Source organism: Sulfitobacter sp. PR48, from assembly GCF_028807335.1.
In the GTDB taxonomy this organism is placed as follows: Bacteria; Pseudomonadota; Alphaproteobacteria; order Rhodobacterales; family Rhodobacteraceae; genus Sulfitobacter.
In genome coordinates, this window is the sequence record NZ_JARAMM010000006.1 from 159781 (window position 1) to 178843 (window position 19063).

18 protein-coding genes are annotated in these 19063 nt (G+C 61.8%); 14 read left to right on the top strand and 4 right to left on the bottom strand.

The window, feature by feature from the left end:
- Positions 1-62 precede the first annotated feature (62 nt).
- The 9 genes from PVW51_RS10060 (at position 63) to PVW51_RS10100 (ending at position 9022) form a co-directional block, all read left to right on the top strand.
- Complete coding sequence (locus PVW51_RS10060) at positions 63-848, top strand: IclR family transcriptional regulator (protein WP_274574885.1); 786 nt, start codon at positions 63-65, stop codon at positions 846-848.
- The gene (locus PVW51_RS10065) at positions 845-1840 is read left to right on the top strand and encodes a thiamine pyrophosphate-dependent dehydrogenase E1 component subunit alpha (protein WP_274574886.1); all 996 of its coding nucleotides are present in this window, start codon (positions 845-847) and stop codon (positions 1838-1840) included. The genes PVW51_RS10060 and PVW51_RS10065 overlap by 4 nt, the downstream gene beginning before the upstream one ends.
- On the top strand, positions 1840-2814 hold the full coding sequence (locus PVW51_RS10070) for an alpha-ketoacid dehydrogenase subunit beta (protein WP_274574888.1): 975 nt from the start codon (positions 1840-1842) through the stop codon (positions 2812-2814). Before PVW51_RS10065 ends, PVW51_RS10070 begins: the two co-directional genes overlap by 1 nt.
- Positions 2811-4547 (top strand): thiamine pyrophosphate-binding protein, encoded by a 1737-nt coding sequence (locus PVW51_RS10075; RefSeq protein WP_274574890.1) that lies wholly within the window; start codon positions 2811-2813, stop codon positions 4545-4547. Before PVW51_RS10070 ends, PVW51_RS10075 begins: the two co-directional genes overlap by 4 nt.
- 41 nt (positions 4548-4588) lie before the next feature.
- The gene (locus PVW51_RS10080; RefSeq protein ID WP_274574891.1) at positions 4589-5635 is read left to right on the top strand and encodes a TRAP transporter substrate-binding protein; all 1047 of its coding nucleotides are present in this window, start codon (positions 4589-4591) and stop codon (positions 5633-5635) included.
- 72 nt (positions 5636-5707) lie between these two features.
- Positions 5708-6259, top strand: coding sequence for a TRAP transporter small permease subunit (locus tag PVW51_RS10085; protein ID WP_114272962.1), 552 nt, complete (start codon positions 5708-5710; stop codon positions 6257-6259).
- The gene (locus tag PVW51_RS10090; protein ID WP_274574892.1) at positions 6247-7614 is read left to right on the top strand and encodes a TRAP transporter large permease; all 1368 of its coding nucleotides are present in this window, start codon (positions 6247-6249) and stop codon (positions 7612-7614) included. Before PVW51_RS10085 ends, PVW51_RS10090 begins: the two co-directional genes overlap by 13 nt.
- Positions 7611-8390 carry an SDR family NAD(P)-dependent oxidoreductase gene (locus tag PVW51_RS10095; protein ID WP_274574893.1) on the top strand — a complete coding sequence of 260 codons (780 nt, stop codon included), beginning with the start codon at positions 7611-7613 and terminating at the stop codon, positions 8388-8390. The genes PVW51_RS10090 and PVW51_RS10095 overlap by 4 nt, the downstream gene beginning before the upstream one ends.
- A 245-nt stretch (positions 8391-8635) precedes the next feature.
- Entirely contained in the window at positions 8636-9022 is a 387-nt protein-coding gene (locus PVW51_RS10100) for a hypothetical protein (RefSeq protein WP_274574894.1), read from the top strand.
- A gap of 56 nt (positions 9023-9078) precedes the next feature.
- Here the strand turns inward: PVW51_RS10100 and PVW51_RS10105 are convergent, their stop codons facing one another.
- Positions 9079-10035 carry a GlxA family transcriptional regulator gene (locus tag PVW51_RS10105; RefSeq protein WP_274574895.1) on the bottom strand — a complete coding sequence of 319 codons (957 nt, stop codon included), beginning with the start codon at positions 10033-10035 and terminating at the stop codon, positions 9079-9081.
- Between the two features lie 83 nt (positions 10036-10118).
- On the opposite strand from PVW51_RS10105, the gene PVW51_RS10110 reads away from it, so the two are divergent.
- Both PVW51_RS10110 and PVW51_RS10115 read left to right on the top strand, forming a co-directional pair.
- Positions 10119-11309, top strand: a complete 1191-nt coding sequence (locus PVW51_RS10110; RefSeq protein ID WP_274574896.1) for an MFS transporter — start codon at positions 10119-10121, stop codon at positions 11307-11309.
- An 81-nt stretch (positions 11310-11390) separates the two neighbouring features.
- Positions 11391-12005: a pyridoxamine 5'-phosphate oxidase family protein gene (locus tag PVW51_RS10115; RefSeq protein WP_274574897.1), complete on the top strand. Its 615-nt coding sequence runs from the start codon at positions 11391-11393 to the stop codon at positions 12003-12005.
- An 87-nt stretch (positions 12006-12092) separates the two neighbouring features.
- Here PVW51_RS10115 and PVW51_RS10120 read toward each other — a convergent pair whose 3' ends face one another.
- From PVW51_RS10120 to PVW51_RS10130, 3 genes are all read right to left on the bottom strand, one after another.
- Positions 12093-13088, bottom strand: coding sequence for an NAD(P)H-quinone oxidoreductase (locus PVW51_RS10120; RefSeq protein WP_274574898.1), 996 nt, complete (start codon positions 13086-13088; stop codon positions 12093-12095).
- Positions 13088-14809, bottom strand: a complete 1722-nt coding sequence (locus tag PVW51_RS10125; RefSeq protein ID WP_274574899.1) for an FAD-dependent monooxygenase — start codon at positions 14807-14809, stop codon at positions 13088-13090. The genes PVW51_RS10120 and PVW51_RS10125 overlap by 1 nt, the downstream gene beginning before the upstream one ends.
- A 151-nt stretch (positions 14810-14960) precedes the next feature.
- Complete coding sequence (locus PVW51_RS10130; RefSeq protein WP_269367206.1) at positions 14961-15941, bottom strand: VOC family protein; 981 nt, start codon at positions 15939-15941, stop codon at positions 14961-14963.
- 306 nt (positions 15942-16247) lie between these two features.
- Between PVW51_RS10130 and PVW51_RS10135 the strand changes: the two genes are divergently transcribed.
- The 3 genes from PVW51_RS10135 to PVW51_RS10145 all read left to right on the top strand — a co-directional run bounded on the left by PVW51_RS10135 (position 16248) and on the right by PVW51_RS10145 (position 19037).
- Positions 16248-17081, top strand: coding sequence for a helix-turn-helix domain-containing protein (locus PVW51_RS10135; RefSeq protein ID WP_274574900.1), 834 nt, complete (start codon positions 16248-16250; stop codon positions 17079-17081).
- Positions 17082-17190: 109 nt separating this feature from the next.
- The gene (locus tag PVW51_RS10140; protein WP_274574902.1) at positions 17191-17739 is read left to right on the top strand and encodes a TRAP transporter small permease; all 549 of its coding nucleotides are present in this window, start codon (positions 17191-17193) and stop codon (positions 17737-17739) included.
- 11 nt (positions 17740-17750) lie between these two features.
- Positions 17751-19037: a TRAP transporter large permease gene (locus PVW51_RS10145; RefSeq protein WP_274574903.1), complete on the top strand. Its 1287-nt coding sequence runs from the start codon at positions 17751-17753 to the stop codon at positions 19035-19037.
- Positions 19038-19063 lie beyond the last annotated feature (26 nt).

The following is a 19063-nucleotide window of genomic DNA, read 5'->3' on the forward strand; positions in this document are numbered from 1 at the left end:
GCAAGGCAATCTGTTCCACCAATCAAAACAATTATTCCGATAAACGGAAGTAGAAGGGGGGAATGGTCTTGAGTGCAGAGACGCCGGTCGGCTCCATTGCGCGTGCTCAGAACGTTCTTGCGGCCCTTGCGCGGATGCCGCTGGGCGCGAGTTTCACCGAGATTCAGGCCTGCACCGATTTCACCAGAACCACGACCCACCGGGTGCTCGCCTCTTTGATGGAGGTGCATTACGTCTATCAGGATCCGGGCAGCCGGAAGTATCACCTGGGCCATGCCCTGGCCGCATTGGCGCGGGTCGCCAACCGCTCCGACCTTGCCGCATTGGCAAGGCGCAGCATGCGCCGGGTTGCGGAAGGGACAAAGGACACGGTGTTCCTCTCTGCACCGGAGGGCGCGGTTTCGATCTGTGTCTGCCGCGAGCTGGGCGAATTTCCGATCCGCACGCTGACCCTTGACGCGGGCGACCGGCTGCCGCTGGGTGTCGGGGCCACCGGGCAGGCGATCTATGCGGTCACGGAGAAGTCCAAGCGCATGGCCGCGGCGCGCAGCAATCAGGCCTGGATGGCAGATTACAATTACACCCCAGAAAAGGCAGAGGAACTGGCAGCTGATTTCCTGCAACGGGGCTTTGCTTTCAACCCCTCCATTCCGGTCCCGGGGATGAGCGCCGTGGCCCTGCCGATCCAGACCGGCACCGGACGGATCGTTGCGGCAATAGGGATCGGGGCGATCAACGAACGGATGAAGATGGACCGGATCGAGGGCGAACTGCTGCCATTGCTCAGGGAGGAAGTGGCGACCTTGTCGGCAAAATTCAGCGAGCTTGAGCGGGAGAACTTGCTGTGACCCTGACCAACTTTGATCGTGAAAAGGGACTTGCGCGCCTTGCCACCATGGAACGCATCCGCGCCTTCGAGGAAGTCGCCCGGCGGGCAGCGGTGGATGAGGCGTTGGTGCTGGGTGCGATCCATCTGTCCATCGGACAGGAGGCGGTGGCGACAGCGGTGATCGAGCCGCTGAGGCGCGATGATTACATTCTCTCCACCCACCGGGGCCATGGTCACACGCTGGCAAAGGGGGCCGATGCCCAGGCGATGATGAAAGAGCTGCTGGGCCGGGAGGGCGGTTGTTGCGGTGGCAAGGGCGGGTCGATGCATATCGCCGATTTCGGGGTGCGCATGCTGGGGGCCAATGGTGTGGTGGGGGCCAATATCACCATCGCCGCCGGGGCCGCGCATGGGATCAAGCTGCTGGGCGGCGACCAGATTGTTGTCTGTTTCTTTGGTGACGGCGCGGCAAACCGTGGCCCCTTCCTGGAAGGGTTGAACTGGGCAGGGGTGTTTGATCTGCCGATCCTCTTTGTCTGCGAGGACAACCGCTATTCCGCCTCTACGCTGACGTCAGACATGACCTCGGGGAACGTGGCCGACCGTGCCCGCGCATTGGGTCTGCCCACGACGGAGGCGGATGGCAATGATGTGACCTCGCTGGCTGCGACCGCAGCCGAGATCACGGCGCGGATCCGTCAGACCGGCAAGCCGGAATTCCTGCATGCCAGGACCTATCGCCTGTCGGGCCACACCTATTTCGATCCCGCAACCTATCGGCCCGAAGGGGAGGCGGATGAAATGCGCGCGACCCGTTGCCCAATCGCGAAACTGCGCGGTGAACTGGTTCAGGCGGGGGCGGCAGAGGGTGATCTGGACCAGGTGCGGCAGGCGGCGGAAGAAGAGATGGACGCCGCGCTGGACGCCGCGCGGGATGCGCCCTGGCCGGCTGCCGCGAGCGTTTTTGCCGATGTGCAGGACATCGGTTCCCCCACCGAGGAGGCGTTCTGATGGCGCGCATGACCTACGCCGATGCCGCGAAACTGGCCGTGGCCGAAGCCATGCGGGCAGATCCGACGGTCTGGTGTGTGGGCGAGGACCTGGGCCGGGGCGGGGTGTTCAAGCAATATACCGGGTTGGTGGAGGAATTCGGCCCCAGGCGGATCAGTGATGCGCCGATTTCCGAAGCTGCGATCATGGGTGCGGCCTTTGGTGCCGCGATGGCGGGCACAAGGCCCATTGTCGAGATGCGGTTTGCGGATTTTGCGCTTTGCGCCACGGACGAACTGGTGAACCAGATAGCCAAGGCGCGGTTCATGTTCGGCGGGCAAAGCCGCGCGCCCATGGTCATTCGCAAACCCATGGGCATGTGGCGGTCCTCGGCGGCACAACACAGCCAGTCGCTGGAATCCTGGTATGTGCATATTCCCGGTCTGGTGGTCTGCTGCCCGGCCACACCGCAGGACAATTACGCGATGATGAAAGCGGCCATCGCCTGCGACGATCCGGTTGTCTATCTGGAGCACAAGGACATCTGGGCCACCGAAGGCGAGGTGGATACAAGCCTGCCGGGCCGGTTCGGCAAGGCCGGCATCCGGCGCGCGGGCACGGATGTCACTCTGGTCTCCTGGTCGAACACAGCCAACCTTTGTGTCCAGGCCGCAGACAGGCTCGCGGAGGACGGGATCAATGCGGAGGTCATCGACCTTGTCAGCCTCTGGCCCTGGGACAAGCGGGCGGTGCTGGCCAGCGTGAAAAAAACCGGCCGTCTGGTGGTGGCGCATGAGGCGGTCTGCGTTGCGGGGTTCGGGGCCGAGGTTGTGGCAACCGTGGCGCAGACCATGGTGCTGAAAGCGCCACCCGTGCGGCTGGGCAGTCCACGGGGGCTGATCGCCTATGCCCCCAATCTTGAAGATCAGATGCGGGTGACGGCGGACATGATTGCCGCCGCCGCGAACAAGACGATGGAGTTCGAAACGGCATGACCCAATCCAACGAAATGACCGGCGGCGAGGCGCTGGTGCGGATGCTCTTGGCGCATGGGGCCGGGCCGATGTTCGGCATGGGTGGTTTCCAACTGCTGCCGTTTTATGATGCGGCGCGGCGGCTGGGGCTGAACCACAACCTGATCAATGACGAACGCTGTGCCGTTTTTGCGGCGGATGCCTATGCCAAGGTGTCGGGCCGGGTCGGGCTGGTCGATGCGACGCTGGGGCCGGGCGCCACCAACCTGGTGACCGGGCTGGTCGAGGCGCTGAATGCCGGCTCGCCGATGGTGGCGATCATTGGCGATGCGCAGCGCGATCACGCGGGCAAGAACATGACGCAGGAAACCGATCAGGTGTCGATCCTGCGGCCCGCCTGCAAGGCGCTGCTGCGGATCGAAACGATACAGCGTATCCCCGAGATCATGCGCCGGGCCTTTGCACTGGCCACTTCCGGGCGACCCGGCCCTGTCGTTGTCGATGTGCCCGAGGATATTGCCCATGGCCTGTGGGGGTTCGACGAGGGTGACTTCGATGTCGATGCGGCCCACGAGGCAGCACCCGCCATCCGTTGCCGTCCTGAGCGCGAGAGCCTGGAAAAGGCCGCCAACATGATCGCGGCGTCGGCGCGCCCGATCCTGCTCTGCGGTGGGGGCATTCACATCAGCCGGGCGACCGCCGCGGTGACACGATTTGCCGAGGCCAATGGCATACCCGTTGCCCACACCATGAGCGGGAAGGGGGCCATCGCCTGCACCTCGCCGCTGTCGGCGGGGCTGTTCGGGCGCTATGACCGGATCGCCAATGCGCTGATCGAGCAAAGCGATTGCATCATCGTCGCGGGCTGCAAGCTGGGTGAAATCGCGACCAAGCGTTTCACGATTCCCGCGAAGGGGCAGATTGTGATCCATCTCGACAACGTCGCCGAAGAGATGGGCCGCACCTATGACCCGACGATGAAACTCTGGGGTGACGCGCGCGAGGGGCTGGACGATCTGACGGCGGCACTTGCAACACGGGCGCAAAGCCAGCGCGAGATGCGCGCGGCCTATCTGGCAGAGATCCCCGCAAAGATGCAGACTTGGCATGACGAGGTCGCCGCCGACCGGCTTTATTCCGATGAAAGCCCGGTTCACATGGCGCGGCTTGTGACCGAATTGAACAACCACCTGCCTGCGGATGGCTACCTGATCGCCGATGGCGGCTTTGCCGCACATTGGGGCGGGCTGCTGTTCAACTCGAAAAAGGCGCGGCGCAGCTTTGTGCCGGACCGTGGCTTTGCCTCGATCGGCTATGGTCTGCCGGGTGCCATGGGCGCACAGCTGGCCGACCCGGAGGCGGTGGTTGTCGGTTTGACCGGCGATGGCGGTTTCAACATGGTTTTGGGAGAGCTTGAGACCGCTCGCCGGATGGGTCTTGGCGTCAATATCATTGTCGTGAACAACGCAGCCTCGGGATATGTGAAGGCGTTGCAGCACCTGATGTACGGCGAGGGGAATTATCAGAGTTCCGACCTGGCCGAGACCAATTATGCCGAGGTGGCCCGCGCGATGGGCTGCCACGGGGTCCGGGTGGAGGAACCGGGCCAGTTGGAAGGCGCGCTGAAGGCGGCATTTGCCGAAAAGGACCGGCCCAGCGTGATCGACGTGATGGTGACACGCGATCCGTCGCGCATGTTGCCCGCCGTCGATAACCGTACCGTACAAGTCAAGAAAGGCGACCGCGTGGCCTGACCTCACGCGGGACATAACTGGAAGAAATTGGGAGGAGAACCATGAAGACCAAGACAGTTATAGGCACCTGCACGGCCACGTTGATGACCGGAAGCCTGATGTCGGGGGCGGCCATCGCCCGGGACATCGAAATGCAGGCAATTTTCCCGCAGACGTTGCCGCTGCTGGGCAAACCGGGTTGGGACATCGCGGAAAAGGTCGACCTGTTGACCGCGGGCGGGATTCACTTCGATGTGAAAAACCCCGGTGAGATCGTTTCCACCGGCGAGGTCTGGGATGCGGTTTCGACCGGTGCGGTCGAAAGCGCGTGGTACTCCATCGGCTTTGCCGAGGGCGTGGTGCCCTCCGCGCCGCTGTTCACGACCTTTCCCTTTGGCCCGGATGTAAAGGAATACGCGGCCTGGTGGTATTATGGCGGCGGCAAGGAAATGTGGTCGGAGATCACCGAGGACACCTATAACATCAAGACGATCCACTGCGGCACGCTGGTGCCCGAAGCCTCAGGCTGGTTCCGCGAGGAGATCAACAGCGTCGAAGACCTGAAGGGCAAGAAGATGCGTTTCTTTGGTCTGGGTGCCAGTGTCATGGGTAAACTGGGTGTCGAAGCGCAATCGCTGGGGCTGGCTGACACGATGTCGGCGCTGAACACGGGCGCCATCGATTCCGCCGAACTGGGCTTTCCCTTCCTCGACAACATGATCGGCATGTACGAACACGCGGACCATTACTATCTGCCGGGCTGGCACCAGCAGACCAGCTTTCTCAGCGTGATCATGAACCTGGACACATGGAACGACCTGACCGACCAGGAACGTGCTGTCATCAACACCGCCTGCGAGGCACAGGTGCTGAGCACCATGGCCGAGGGTGAGGCGGTACAGCTTGAGGCGCTGCGCGAGCTGGAGGAAGAGCATGGTGTGAACATCCACCAATGGTCCGATGAGATGCTTGGCGCCTTCGAGAGCGCATGGAACGAGGTCGCGGCGGAGAAATCGGCCCAGGACGCGGATTTCAAACGCGCATGGGAGAGCATTTACCAGTTCCGGGACAGTTATTCCCAGTGGAAGGAAATCGGCTATCTGAAGTGATGGTCCAACCATCGCTGCCGGGGGCGCGGCGGGCGTGCCCCTGGTTTTCCTGAATTTTCGAGCGAGGGACAGATGCAGGCTGCATTGAAACTGGCCGACGGGCTGACGCGGGTCTGCGAATGGGCGGCGCGTCTGGCAGGTGTGGTGATGATCGCGCTGGTCTTTGTCATCATGTACGATGTGATCGGCCGCAAGCTCTTTGCCACAGGTTCCGTCATTTTGCAGGAACTGGAGTGGCATATGCATGGGCTGGTGGCCACATTTGCCTTTGGCTACGCCTATACCCGCAATGCCATCGTGCGGATCGACGTTCTGGCCGACAAGATGGGTGAGAGGTTCCGCCTCTGGATGGAATTCTGGGTCGTGGTGCTGCTGGTGATCCCGTTCTTCGCCTTCATCGTCTGGTATGGCTACGAATTCGCCGAACGCGCGTTTGAACGCGGGGAAGGGGCCAATGGCGGGCGCGGCTTGCCGCATCGCTGGATCGTGAAATCGCTGGTGCCAGTCTCTGCCCTGCTGACCATTGCGGGCTGTACCGCCGTGGCGCTGCGCATCCTGGCCGTGCTCAGGCGGCCCGATCTGATCTCTGATCCTTTTACCGGACGTGATCTATGGAAGCGCTGACCGAATTCCTGCCTGCGATCATGTTCCTGAGCCTGATTGTCGGGCTCTTTTCCGCCTTGCCGGTGCCGATCGTTCTGTCCGGGATCACGCTGATCTTCGCCTTTATCGCGCTGGCCCTGGGCGAAATGCGGTTTGTTCATATCTCACTGATCCCCACGCGGATCTATGGCGGCGTGATCGACAATGCGGTGCTGGTGGCGGCGCCGATGTTCATCTTCATGGGCGTCATGATGGAGAAAACCCGGATCGCCGAGGACCTGCTGCTGACCCTGCAAAAGCTGCTGGCGCGGGTGCCGGGCGGGCTGTCGCTGGCGGTGGTGCTGATGGGCACGATCCTGGCCGCCGCCACCGGGATCATCGGGGCCTCGGTCGTGATGCTGACGGTGATGGCGCTGCCGACGATGATGCGCGCGGGATATGCCGCACCACTGGCAACGGGGACCATCGCCAGCGCGGGCACGCTGGGCATCCTGATCCCGCCCTCGGTCATGCTGGTGTTCATGTCCGATCTTTTGTCTCTCAACCTGGCCAAGGTATTTGTCGCGGCCTTCCTGCCGGGGCTGTTCCTGGCCGCTGTCTATCTGGTCTATATCGTTGCACGGTCTTTCCTGCGGCCAGGGGAAACGCCCCCCGCCGCGAAGCTCAGCGCGGCAGACAGCAAGGGGTTGTGGCGCGAGGCGCTGGTGTCGGTTTCCTTTCCGCTTTTGCTGATCATCGCGGTTTTGGGGTCGATCATCGGCGGCTTCGCCAGCCCGACCGAAGCCTCTGGCGTGGGCGCCTTTGCGGCGCTGGTGCTGGGTCTGGTCCGGGGCCGGCTGAACATGAAGGTTCTGGGCGAGGCGGTGGACGGGTCGCTGCGGACCATCGCACTGCTGTTCTTCATCTTTGCCGCCGCAACGGCCTTTGCCTATGTCTTTCGCAAGATCGGCGGGGATGATTTCATCATCGAACTGGCACGGTCGCTCAACCTCGGGGACTGGACGCTGCTGTTCATGATGATGGCGATCGTCTTTGTCATGGGGTTCTTCTTTGACTGGATCGAGATCACGCTGATCCTGCTGCCGATCTTTGCACCCATCGTCGACCTGATGGATCTTGGTGATCATATCGCCAAGGCGGATCTGGTCTATTGGTTCACCATCCTGGTTGCGGTCAATCTGCAGACCTCATTCCTGACGCCGCCCTTCGGCTTTGCCCTGTTCTACATGAAGGGGGCGGCGGGTGATCTGGTGTCGATGGGCGATATCTATCGCGGCATCATTCCCTTTGTGCTGCTGCAGATCGCGGTGCTGTTCATCCTGATCTGGCAGCCCGAGATTGCGCTGTGGCTGCCCGCGCAGGTCTTGACGAAATGAACCGGCTTGCAGGAAAACGCGCAGCCATCATCGGGGCCGGTTCGGTCGGGGAAGGCTGGGGCAATGGCAAGGCCACCGCAGCGCTCTTTGCGCGCGAGGGGGCCAGTCTGCTGTGCGTGGACCGCAACCAAGATGCCGCCGAGGCTACCGCCGCACTGATCCGGTCAGAGGGCGGCACAGCCGAAGTGCTGGCCGCCGATGTGACGGACCCTGAAGCCGGGGCGCAGGTGATGGCGCGGATGCAGGCGCTGTGGGGCGGTATCGACATTCTGGACTACAACGTCGGGATCAGCCAGGCGGGTGGCGTTCTGGATACCGATGATGAAGCCTGGGCGCGCGTGTTCGACATCAACCTGACCGGTGCGATGCGGATGGTGCGCGCGGTCCTGCCCGCAATGCGGGCGCAGAAAAGCGGGGCAATCGTCTTTGTCTCGTCACTGGCTGCGGTCTATTCCGCGCCCTATTCCTATGTCTCTTACGAAGTGTCCAAGATGGGGCTGGTGCGCTTGGCACGGTCCGTCGCGCGGGAGAATGCGCCCTATCAGATAAGGTCCAATGTTCTGTTGCCGGGCGTCATCGACACGCCGCATGTCACGGCCTTTGTCGATGGTGAAACTGACCCGGCCACGCTGGCGGCAAACCGGGCTGCGATGGTGCCGATGGGCCGTCAGGGGACCGCCTGGGACGTCGCGCGGGCGGCATTGTTTCTGGCATCGGAGGAAGCCGCCTATATCACGGGGGTGGAACTGCGTGTGGACGGCGGACTGACGGCATAACAGATGCGCGCCGAGCCATGGCTATCTGCTTTCCGTTGGTACTTGCATGGCCGCCCGGGCCAGCCTGCTGGATGGGTTCTCGACATGGGTGACCCTGTATTGGCGGGCAAAACGTCCGGCCTTGCGAAAGTAATGGCGCAGGGCGACCTCGGTGCGGGTTGGTTGACGAAACCGGCGGCTGCGCCATAGCCTTTGCATTGTTCGTGGCCCATGCCGTCGGGCCCGCGATGGAAGGAGAGGACCCGATGACAGAACTTATCGCAAGAATAGCCGGGCCATATCTGCTGCTGACCGGTCTGGGTTTCGCGGTCTCCCGCAACTTCTATCAGCGGATGGTCATGGGGAACGCACAGGCCGACCCGATCCTGTTGAACCTGTCCGGGGCCGTGCATTTCATTGTCGGGCTGATCGTGCTGAATAATCATTTCCGATGGTCGGGGCTTGCCGAGATTGTCGTCAGCATTATCGGCATCGCTGCCGCTGCAAAAGGGGCGGCGCTGATCGCCGTGCCGGAGATGACACTGCAGACTCCCAAGACAACCGGCAGGGTCCTTACCGCAAGTACGGTCGGCTTTATCCTGGCCGGGGTATATCTGTGTTACGTCGGGTATCTGCCCCTTTTGGCGAGGTAACGCAGCCCTGCGCCTACTGCCTTGAGATCAGGAACAATTCTGACATCAGCGCAGGGTCAGGTGAACATATTGCGATAGTCGCTCAACTGAACACCAAACTGCCGCTGAAACGCCCGTCTCAGACGTTGCAGGTCACCAAATCCGCAGTCGACCGCCACTTGCTTGAGCGGCAGCTTTCCCGAGAGCAGGCCGCGGGCGTGATCGACGCGCACCTTCTCCACAAATTGCGCCGGTGTTTCGCCTGTGTCGCGCTTGAAGCGGCGGGTCAACGTGCGCGCGTTCATGCCCGCAGCATCGGCCAGGGCATCAAGCGACCAGTCCAGATGCGGGGCCGCAACAACCTTTTCAATGAGTTCGGTCAGGGTTTCGCCCTTTGCGAACTGTCCGGCGAGATGAAAGGCATATTGGCTTTGCCCGCCGGTGCGGCGCAACTGGACAACAAGTTCGCGCGCGACCGAAAGCGCAACCTTTGGCCCGCAATCGGCCTGAATGATCGACAGCGCAAGGTCAATGCCGGTGGTCACGCCGGCAGAGGTAAAAACCTTGCCCTGGGTGATGTTGATACGGTCCAGGTCCCAGAAAACTCCGGGGTAGTTCCGGGTGTCTTCCTCACGCGACCAATGGGTCGTTGCCTTCAGCCCGTCCAACACGCCCGCCGCGGCCAGGACCAATGCCCCGGAACAGACAGAAATCAGGCGGCCTTCTGTCCCGGCCCGTTTTCGGATGATTTCAAGCAGGCCGGTGTTGGTGGTCAGTGCATCCACCCCGGCACCGCCGGGGATCAGCAGGTCCGCACCCCCGGCTGCGGCGGAAAGCCGGGCATCGGCAACGAGCCGCAACCCGCAGCCTGCACGCACCGGTGCCCCGTCCAGCGAGACATAGCGGGTCTGGTATCTGATGCGATTATCCGTATTCGCGGCCTCGAACGCCTGCACCGGCCCTGCCGCGTCCAGCAGGTTTATGTCGTCAAACAGCAGGACATCAATGTTCCGGGCGTTGCGATGTTTGTCCATTTTCGACACCTGATTGTCATTTAAGACATATGTGATCTCTCCTATAGCTGACTGAGTCAAGCCAGCCGAACAGGAATATGCAGATGCCCGTTGCACGATTTGCCCGAAACGGAAACTTTATCGGCCTTCTGATGGCCAATACGATTCTGGGATTTGCAATGCCGATGCTGCTTATTCTGGGCGGCCTGACGGGATTGCACCTGTCCCCCAATGCGGCGCTTGTCACACTGCCCGCATCTGTCCAGACCCTGGCCGGGATGCTGGCGGCAGCACCCTTTTCACTGCTGATGGGGCGGTTTGGCCGCAGGATCGGCTTTGCGGCGGGCGGGGTCCTGGCCCTTGCCGGCACGGCGCTTGGCGCATCGGCACTGGTCAGCGGCAACTTCGTTCTGTTGTGCCTGGCCCATTTCATTCTTGGCGCGGCGCTGTCTTCGTTTCAGTATTTTCGCTTTGCCGCCGCCGAGGTGGTCAGCCCCGAGTGGCAACCGGTTGCGATATCGCTGATGCTGACCTCTGGCCTGGTGGCCGCGATAGGCGGACCGCAGGTCTTCATCATGGCCAAAGACGCCCTGGCACCCATTCCCCTGGCAGGTGCCTATGTGGCGCTGGCCGTTGTCATTCTGGTCGGCATGGTCCCGCTCGCTCTTGTCCGGATACCAAGGGCGCCAGCTGCAAGCCGCGTCGCGGGGGCCAAGCGCTTTGCCTCTCTCGCCGTGCTGCGGCGCGGGCCGGTGCGGCGGGCAATCGGCATCGCGGCCATTTCACAGGGCGTGATGATTTTCATGATGATCCCGACACCGCTGGCGATGCTGGGATGCGGATTTACCGAAGCGGTCGCAGGCGATGTTATCCGCTGGCACGTCGTTGCGATGTTCGCACCAAGCTTTGTGACCGGGTTTCTGATCAAGTGGTTCGGCAAGGAGCGTATTGCGGTGGCCGGTCTGGTGATCCTGGCAATCGCCGCGGTCGGTGCTGCAGCGGGCCTGTCCTCTGCCCATTTCTACGGCTCTTTGATCCTGCTTGGTGTCGGCTGGAACTTTGGCTTCATCGGGGCAACCAGCATGTTGGCAACCGCCGTGACAGACGGAGAGAAAGCCGCCGTGCAGGGGTTAAACGACACGCTGATCGCGCTTGTTTCGACAATCTGCGCTTTCGCCGCCGGATTGGTCGTAACCGGTTTTGGCTGGGCCGTGGTCGCCATTGTCTCCATGCTGATCGTGCTGCCCGCGATTGCGGTGCTGATGCTGGGCAAGGCGGAACCCGCGACAGTCTAGGGCAGGTTGACCGGATTGACAGATAGGTGCGAGGTTTCATTTGCCCGGCTCGGGCGGCCTCAACGCCAAGGGAAGAGAACAATGGATTACATCACCTCCAAAGACCAGCTCAGAGCGGCATTCGATGACGTTCACGACGTTGCCGTTCGAAAAGAGCTGCGTCTGATCGACGAACATGCCCGACGGTTTATTGCACGCTCCCCCTTTGTCTTTGTCGGATCGCAAGATGGCAAAGGGGCTGCGGATGTATCCCCCAAAGGCGATATGCCAGGGTTTGTCAAAGTGCTGGATGACACAACCCTGGCCCTCCCGGACCGGCCCGGCAACAACCGGCTCGATACCTGGGAAAACATCATCGAGAACCCTGCCGTCGGGATGATCTTTGTGATCCCCGGCATGAACGAGACTCTGCGCATCAACGGGGAGGCGCGGCTGACCCTCGATCCTGGGCTTTGCGCCGAGTTACATGTCAACAACCGGCCCGCCCTGGCGGTGATGGTGGTCAAGGTCCGGCAGGTCTATATGCATTGCGCCAAGGCCTTTATCCGGTCCAGGCTCTGGGCACCGGACAGTTGGCCCGCACGGTCGGACATGCCGACGCTGGGCGAGATATTGAAGGACCATGCGGAACTATCTGCAACTGCGGAGGAATTCGACACGGTGCTTGACGCGGCTTACAAAAGGTCACTTTGGTAGATGCGGATATGAAGCATCCGCAGCATCCATCGGGCGCTACGGTGGCTGTGTCAGCTGACGATCACCCGCCACCAGACCTGGGGAGTCTCAGTCAGGCGTGAGGCGCAGCATGATCTTACCGATGTGACTGCCGGTTTCCATCATCGCATGTGCGGCGGCGGCATCGGTCAGGGGGAAGACCTGCGCAATCGACGGACGGACGCGGGTGCCCAGCAGCGGCCAGACGTCACGGCGGATCGCATCGGCCACCTGTGACTTGCGGTCAAGCGGCAGTGGCCGCAGCAGCGAGCCGGTAATGCGGATGCGCTTTGCCATCAGATCGCGCACCGGCAGATCAAGTGTGCTGCCCCCGCCACCCGACAGATGGGCAATCGTGCCGTCAGGGGCCATCATCGCCAGATCCTGCGCAAGATGCGCCCCGGCGGACACGTCAAGCAAGGTCGATATGCCGGCACCGCCGGTGGCCTCCATCACCTTGGTGGCAAGCTCCGGGTCATCATAGGAAAACGCAGCCATGGCACCGAAGTCGCCGCAGGCGGCGACCTTTTGCGCGCTGCCGGCCGTCGCGATGACATTGTACCCCAACGCCGACATGGCTTGCAGGGCGATATGGCCGACGCCGCTGGTGCCGCCGTGAAACAAGGCGAATTGATCCTTTTGCAGCGACATCAGGTGAAAGAAATTCCACCATGTGGTGAAGACTGCTTCGGGGATTGCGGCCGCTTCGATATCTGAAAACCCGTCGGGAGCGGGCATGACTAGCGGGGCAGGCGCAATGACATATTGGCCGTAGCCGCCTCCCGGCACCAGCGCCATGACCCTGTCCCCCTGCGTCATGCCGGTGACCCCGGAGCCCAGGGCCGCGACCGTGCCGCAGACCTCCAGCCCGGGCACTGCACGCCCGTCGCTGTGCTTGCCGCTGGCGCGCTGGTGAATGTCGTGGCGGTTGATGCCCGCGGCGGTCACGCGGATCAGGATATCTCCGGCGCCGGGCGTTTCAACAGGTAGCTCCCTGGGAACCAGAACATCAGGTCCGCCGGGACCAGAGATGACGATGGCTGTCTGTGTCTTCGGTATGTGCATCATGTCGACCCTTTGAGATTTGTCGTTGGTGAAATGGCCTTGGCCGTGGTGCCTGCCGCCGTCAGGCAGGCTGCAATCAGCTCTGCCGGGTCACCGGCCCTGGCAGAGCGCCATGCCACGTGACCATCCGGTCGGATCAGAACGGCCCCGGTTCTGGTCAGGCCATAGAGTTCGAGCCAGGCCCCTGTATCGGTCTGGACATACCCTCCATCCCCGAATCCAAAGCTGCGCAGCGGCACGGGCAGGTCCGCCGCAGTGACGGCATCGGCCCAGAATTGCCCGTCGCCGGCGTACAACAGGGTGAAACGGTCCAGGGAAAAGAGATCAAGCAGCGAGGCGGCCTTGCCATCCAGCGTGACAGGCAGATGTGGCGCGCGGTTTCCGGGGCGGGCGGCGGGCGTGTAACTCCTGACCGAAAACGGCGGAGACGGTGTGCCATCCGATGTGATCAGATTGGACTCGTAAGAGAAACCAAAGGTCTGCCCGGGATAATCGAAGTGTTCGCGCTGTTCCGGGATGCCCTCGGCCAGTTTGGCGCGGTTGGCAGCGCCTTGCGCACCTTCGAGGCTGGACAGAAGTTCGCTGTCATTCGCCAACATCCCCGACAGGCCGCGCTTTGCCATGGCCATGGCATTGCGTTCGCTCTGCGCGACGTTGAAGCTGGCTATGGGGCGGCGTTCTTCGGTGTAGGTCGCCAGCAGAGATGCGGGGGCAGCGCCATCCAGCACGAGGTTCAGTTTCCAGATCAGGTTGTGAATGTCTGCAATGCCGGTGTTCATGCCCTGGCCGCCGGTAGGGGGCAGCGGATGGGCGGCATCGCCCGCAATGAACACCCGCCCGGCGGAAAATGTGTCCGCGATGCGCGCCTGCATGCGCCAGGGCATGATGCTCTTGATGTCGATCTCGACGTCAGAGTCACCGATCACGGCACGCAAAATGTTCAGGCACCTTTCCCTGGTGAAATCACCGCGTGATTCATGGGTGTGATAGCCGAAATTATAGGTCCAGCGGTAGCGCCCATCGAGAGAGATGAGCACACCCGATGTCTGCGCGTTGAATATCCAGTACAGCAGGTAAGGCCGGTCAACGACATATTTCCAAAGGTCGGCATGGAAGTAGAGGCCAATTTGCTGGCCGATGGATTTGCCGTCCATGCCGATGCCAACCGCCTCTCGCGTTGGGCTGCGCGGCCCGTCGGCGGCAATCACATAGGCCGCCCGTGTCGCGCCGGTTGCGCCCTCGCCGTTTTCCCAAGTCAGGGTCACGCCAGTGGCATCCTGTGTGACGCCCGTTACCTTGTGGCTGAAATGCAGTGCAACGCTGTCGCGGCGCTGCGCATGTTCGCGCAGAACCGGTTCCAGTTTGTCCTGCGGGCAGGAGCGTTTGAAGACCGGGCTTTGGCTGGCCTCGATCCTTGCCCATTCGGGATCGCCACGGGTTTCGATGACGCCGATCGTGTCACCCGCAAGGCTGGTAACGAAGCCGATGCCGGCGTGTCGTTCCAGTGGCAGGGCGACCGCATCGACGTCTTCGGCCAGCCCGCAGCTGCGAAAGATCTCCATGGTCCGCGTGTTCACGACGTGGCCACGCGGGTGGAAGGAAGTTGTCGCGTTCTGTTCGAACAGGACCGTCCTGATGCCAAGCTGGCCCAGCAGGTTTGCCGCACACAGCCCTACAGGACCGCCGCCGATGATCGCGATATCGGTGTGTGACTTGCTCATCTGGTATTCCTTGTCGCGAACTGTCGTTTAGGTTTCGTCGGCCACCGGGCTTGAAAGCGTGCCGGTGGCGATGGTGCCACCCGGAAGAACCAAGGGGGAAATCTTCAAGGGTCAGGTTTCTGCAATCACAGCTATGCCGCGCGGCGGCGCATTATTCATTGTGAACGATGCTGTCGAGCCAGGCGCAATTCGGTTTCGGGTCGGCAGCGCGAAATCCGTTTTGCGCGGTTGCGTGGCGCATCTCGCGCATCTTGATGCGCACCGGGTCGTCTTCGGGCAGGTGCAGGCGTTCGTGGCCCCAGGTGGAGGGGCCTTCGTGCGTCTCGAACGGCTCCCAGGTCTGCGGATCTATGACCTGCGCACCCCAGCCGTATTCGACAAAGAACTGCGACGGCGTTTTGGTGTAAAAGCTCAACATGTGATCGTTGGAATGGCGGCCCAGCGAATAGGCAACGCCTTCGTCGCGGCCCTGAGCGATGTCATACCCCTGACCGACATCATCGAGCGACAGCAGCTCGACCATGAAATGATGGATGCCCTTACGGCCCGATCCGACCATGGCAAAGCTGTGGTGCCGCCCGTTCACGTGAAAGAAGTAAAGCGGATAGGGGGTCTGTCCGTAGTCCGTGACATTGAAGCCCAGTATGTCACGGTAAAAGTGCAGGATGCCCTGCACGTTGGCGACATGCAGCACCACGTGACCCATGCCCAGCGAGCCTGTCTTGAAGCCAGAGATCGGACGCCCGGACAGAAACCCGTCGCTGGCGATTTCGGGGCCGCAGAAGGCTTCCAGCCGGTTGCCGTCAGGGTCGTGAAAAGAGATCAGCCGCGCGACGTGGCGCGCATCGGCAAGGTTGGGCCCGTGCCATGTGACCGCGACGCCCGCGTTTTCCAGCCGTGAGGCAAGCGCATCCAGATCGGCAGGTGAATTGGTTTCCCACCCCATGAAAGCAAGGTTTTCTTCACCCTCACCGGTCACGATGAGACGTTGCTTGCGGTCGTCCATGCGGAACAGGCGCATGTCACCGCCCTGGTCAACTTTCTGCATCCCAAGCAGCTGGGTGGCAAAGCCATCCCAGTCATCCAATTTGCTTGAGTTGACACCGATATAACCAAGCGATGCGATGGACATGTGCAATCCTTTTCCAGTCACGACACCCTGGCCGAAAGGTTCGGGCAGGTCTTTGCGGGTTGGTTGCAACCTGTCTAGCCAGGCCGCTTCAGGGGGTCGCCCGCAAACTGGAGAGTGTTCGGCTGCTGAACAACATCAACGAACCGGCTTTGAATAAGGAGCCGTTCGAAGTTTTGTATTCAAAAATATCAATGCTAGATCTGGATGGGTCACGATTCTCACGGCGGGACCGCAAACTTGCAATGCAACAGTTGCATTGACCCTTTGGGTACTCTCGCTGCTGCGACAGGTCCGCAACCTGGCCATTTGCAAAGGTCGGAAAAGAGGAGAGAGCCGATTTCGGAATCGTCCATCAGGGCACTACAGCGGGGCATCTCCGTCCTGCAGGCGCTCAACCAGCTGAATGGTGCGCGACCGGCGGACATCGCTACGGTCACGGATATTCCGCGTCCTTCGGTCTATCGGCTGCTCAAGACCCTGGAAGAGATGGGGCTGGTCTCGAAGGACCATTTCTCGAACCGGTGGCGGCCTACGCTTCATGTCAAATCGCTGTCGTCCGGATACCGGGACGAAGACTGGGTCTGCCAGATCGCCGTGCCGCATATGGTCGAACTGGGGCGCGATGTCTTGTGGCCTGTCGATCTGGCAGCCTTTCGCAATCACCAGATGGAGGTTCGGGAATCCACGCATCAGATCAGCCCCTATTCCGTCAACCACGGCATGGTCGGACGGCAGATGCCTCTGCTGGAGACCGCAAGCGGGCGTGCGATGCTTGCCTTCATGCCCGAAGACCAGCGACGCGCTCTGCTGAGCCATGTGACAGAGGTGACCGGCATGCAGGAACCTTTCGTCATGAAGGATGGTGCCTTGCCGGTGATCCTGGCGCGGACACGCGAATTGGGGGTCGGCTATCGCAAGGGTGATTTCACCCCCGAGACCGCCAGCATCTCTGCCCCGATCTGGTATGAGGACCGGATCCTGGCATGTCTGACCCTGATCTGGTCCACCAGATCCATGTCCTTCGAGCGGAGCCTGGAACTGTATCGCGGCAAGTTGCTGCGCACGGCGGATGCGATCTCGCGCGATCTGGTCGATAAACTGTCATCGGAAGAAATAGCCGGGCTACACGCGGCCGGCTGAAGATCCGGCCACAACGTTCGCCAGGCGAACACCCGGCAAATCAACCTCATGTCTGCCTGCAGTTCCCCGTAAGGTTCGCGGACGAGACAATGCCTTGGGGTGGGGTTCTTTGCACAGATTTGATGAATTGATGCGCCGGGGGGCCCGCTGGCTTGCCCTGATCGGATTTGCCGGGCTTGTCGTGCTGGCCAGCATGACGACACTGGATGCGCTGTTGCGATCCTTCTTTTCGGCGCCGATCCAGGGCGTCAATGATGTCTCTGCCGTGGTCATGGCGGTGGTGATCGCCAGCTGCATTCCCGCCAACCTCGCCGAGCGCAAGAACATCTCGGTCGAGGTTCTGGGTGGCGTCCTGGGAGTCCGGCCGAACCGCTGGCTGCGGCTGCTGTCCAGCCTGGTCGTGCTGATCTTCATCGCGGCGATGGCATGGCAATTTGTACCCTTCACCCAAGGCCTGCATGACAGCAATCGCAGGACATGGGTGCTGGCCTGGACGGTCTGGCCATGGTGGGCGGCCGCGACCGTTTTTCTTGTCTATGCCACCGTCATCCAGCTTTCCAACGTCGTGCATGACGTGCTGGATCTGATCAGGGGCACTGACGCGGGCCTGCGCCCGTCGCCCAAGGTCTCGACATTGCCCGGCGAGGAACACCGTTGATGGATCCGACAATGATCGCCCTTTTCGGTGTCCTCGGCATGTTTGCCCTGATTGCGCTGCATGTGCCCATCGGCGTGTCGATGGCGCTTGTCGGGGTGGCCGGTTTTGCGTCAATTGCGGGATGGGGGCCGGCGATCCAGTTGCTGGCATCGGAACCAGCCGCGACCATGGCCAACCTCGATCTTGCGGTCGTCCCTCTGTTCATGCTGATGGGCAGTCTTGCAGCGATTGGCGGGCTGGCGAAGGACATCTTCGCCACGGCAGAGGCGCTGGTCGGGCACCGACCTGGCGGATTGGCGGCGACCACCATCGTCGCGAGCGCAGGCTTCGGGGCGGTCTGCGGATCATCTGTCGCCACCACCGCCACTTTTGGCCGGGTCGCCTTGCCTGAGATGATCGACCGCGGTTATGGCAAGGGCATCTCGGCGGGGACTGTCGCGGCGGGCGGCACACTTGGCATCATCGTGCCGCCGTCCAGCATCATGATCCTTTACGGCGTGCTGACCGAGGAATCGGTACTGAAACTGTTCACCGCGGCGATCATTCCCGCGATCCTGTCGGTCTCGCTTTATCTGGTCGCCATAGCAATCGTGGCGCGGCGCAATCCGGACGCCATGCCGGGGTCGGCCCGCCTGCCATTGCGCGACAGGTTGCGCGCCATCGGGCGGTCCTGGGGCGCGATCACCCTGGCGGTGATCGTTCTGGGCGGCATCTATTCCGGGGTCTTCACGGTGAACGAAGCGGCGGCAGTTGGAGTGGTCTTTGCCCTGCTGTTCGCATTGGGCCGTGGCACCCTGAACCGTGACACCTTTGTCGCCGTGCTGTCAGAAGCAAGCGTGGCGACCGTGATGATCTATGTCATCGTTTTCGGCGCGATGATCTTTTCCTACTTTGTCAGCCTGAGCGGGGTCAGCGCGGAAATCATGGGCATCATCAACGGGCTTGGCCTGCCACCGTTGGGGGTGATTTTTCTGCTGGTGCTGATGTATCTGGTGCTGGGGGCGTTCTTTGACGAAGTGGCGGCAGTGGTGGTTACCCTGCCATTCGTGCTGCCGATCATACTGTCGCTGGGCTACGATCCCATCTGGTGGGGCATCCTGAACGTGGCGCTGATCGGCGTGGGCATGCTGACACCGCCCATCGGGATCAACGTGATGTTGTTGAATTCCATGCGCGCTGACATCCCGCTGGCTGCGATCTATCGCGGTATCCTCGCCTTCTTTCTTGCCGATTGTCTGCGGATCGCGGTTCTGGTGCTGTTTCCGCAGGTTACATTGTGGTTGCCCAGCGTGATGTGACCGAAGTGGCGCGCCTTGGTTGCGGA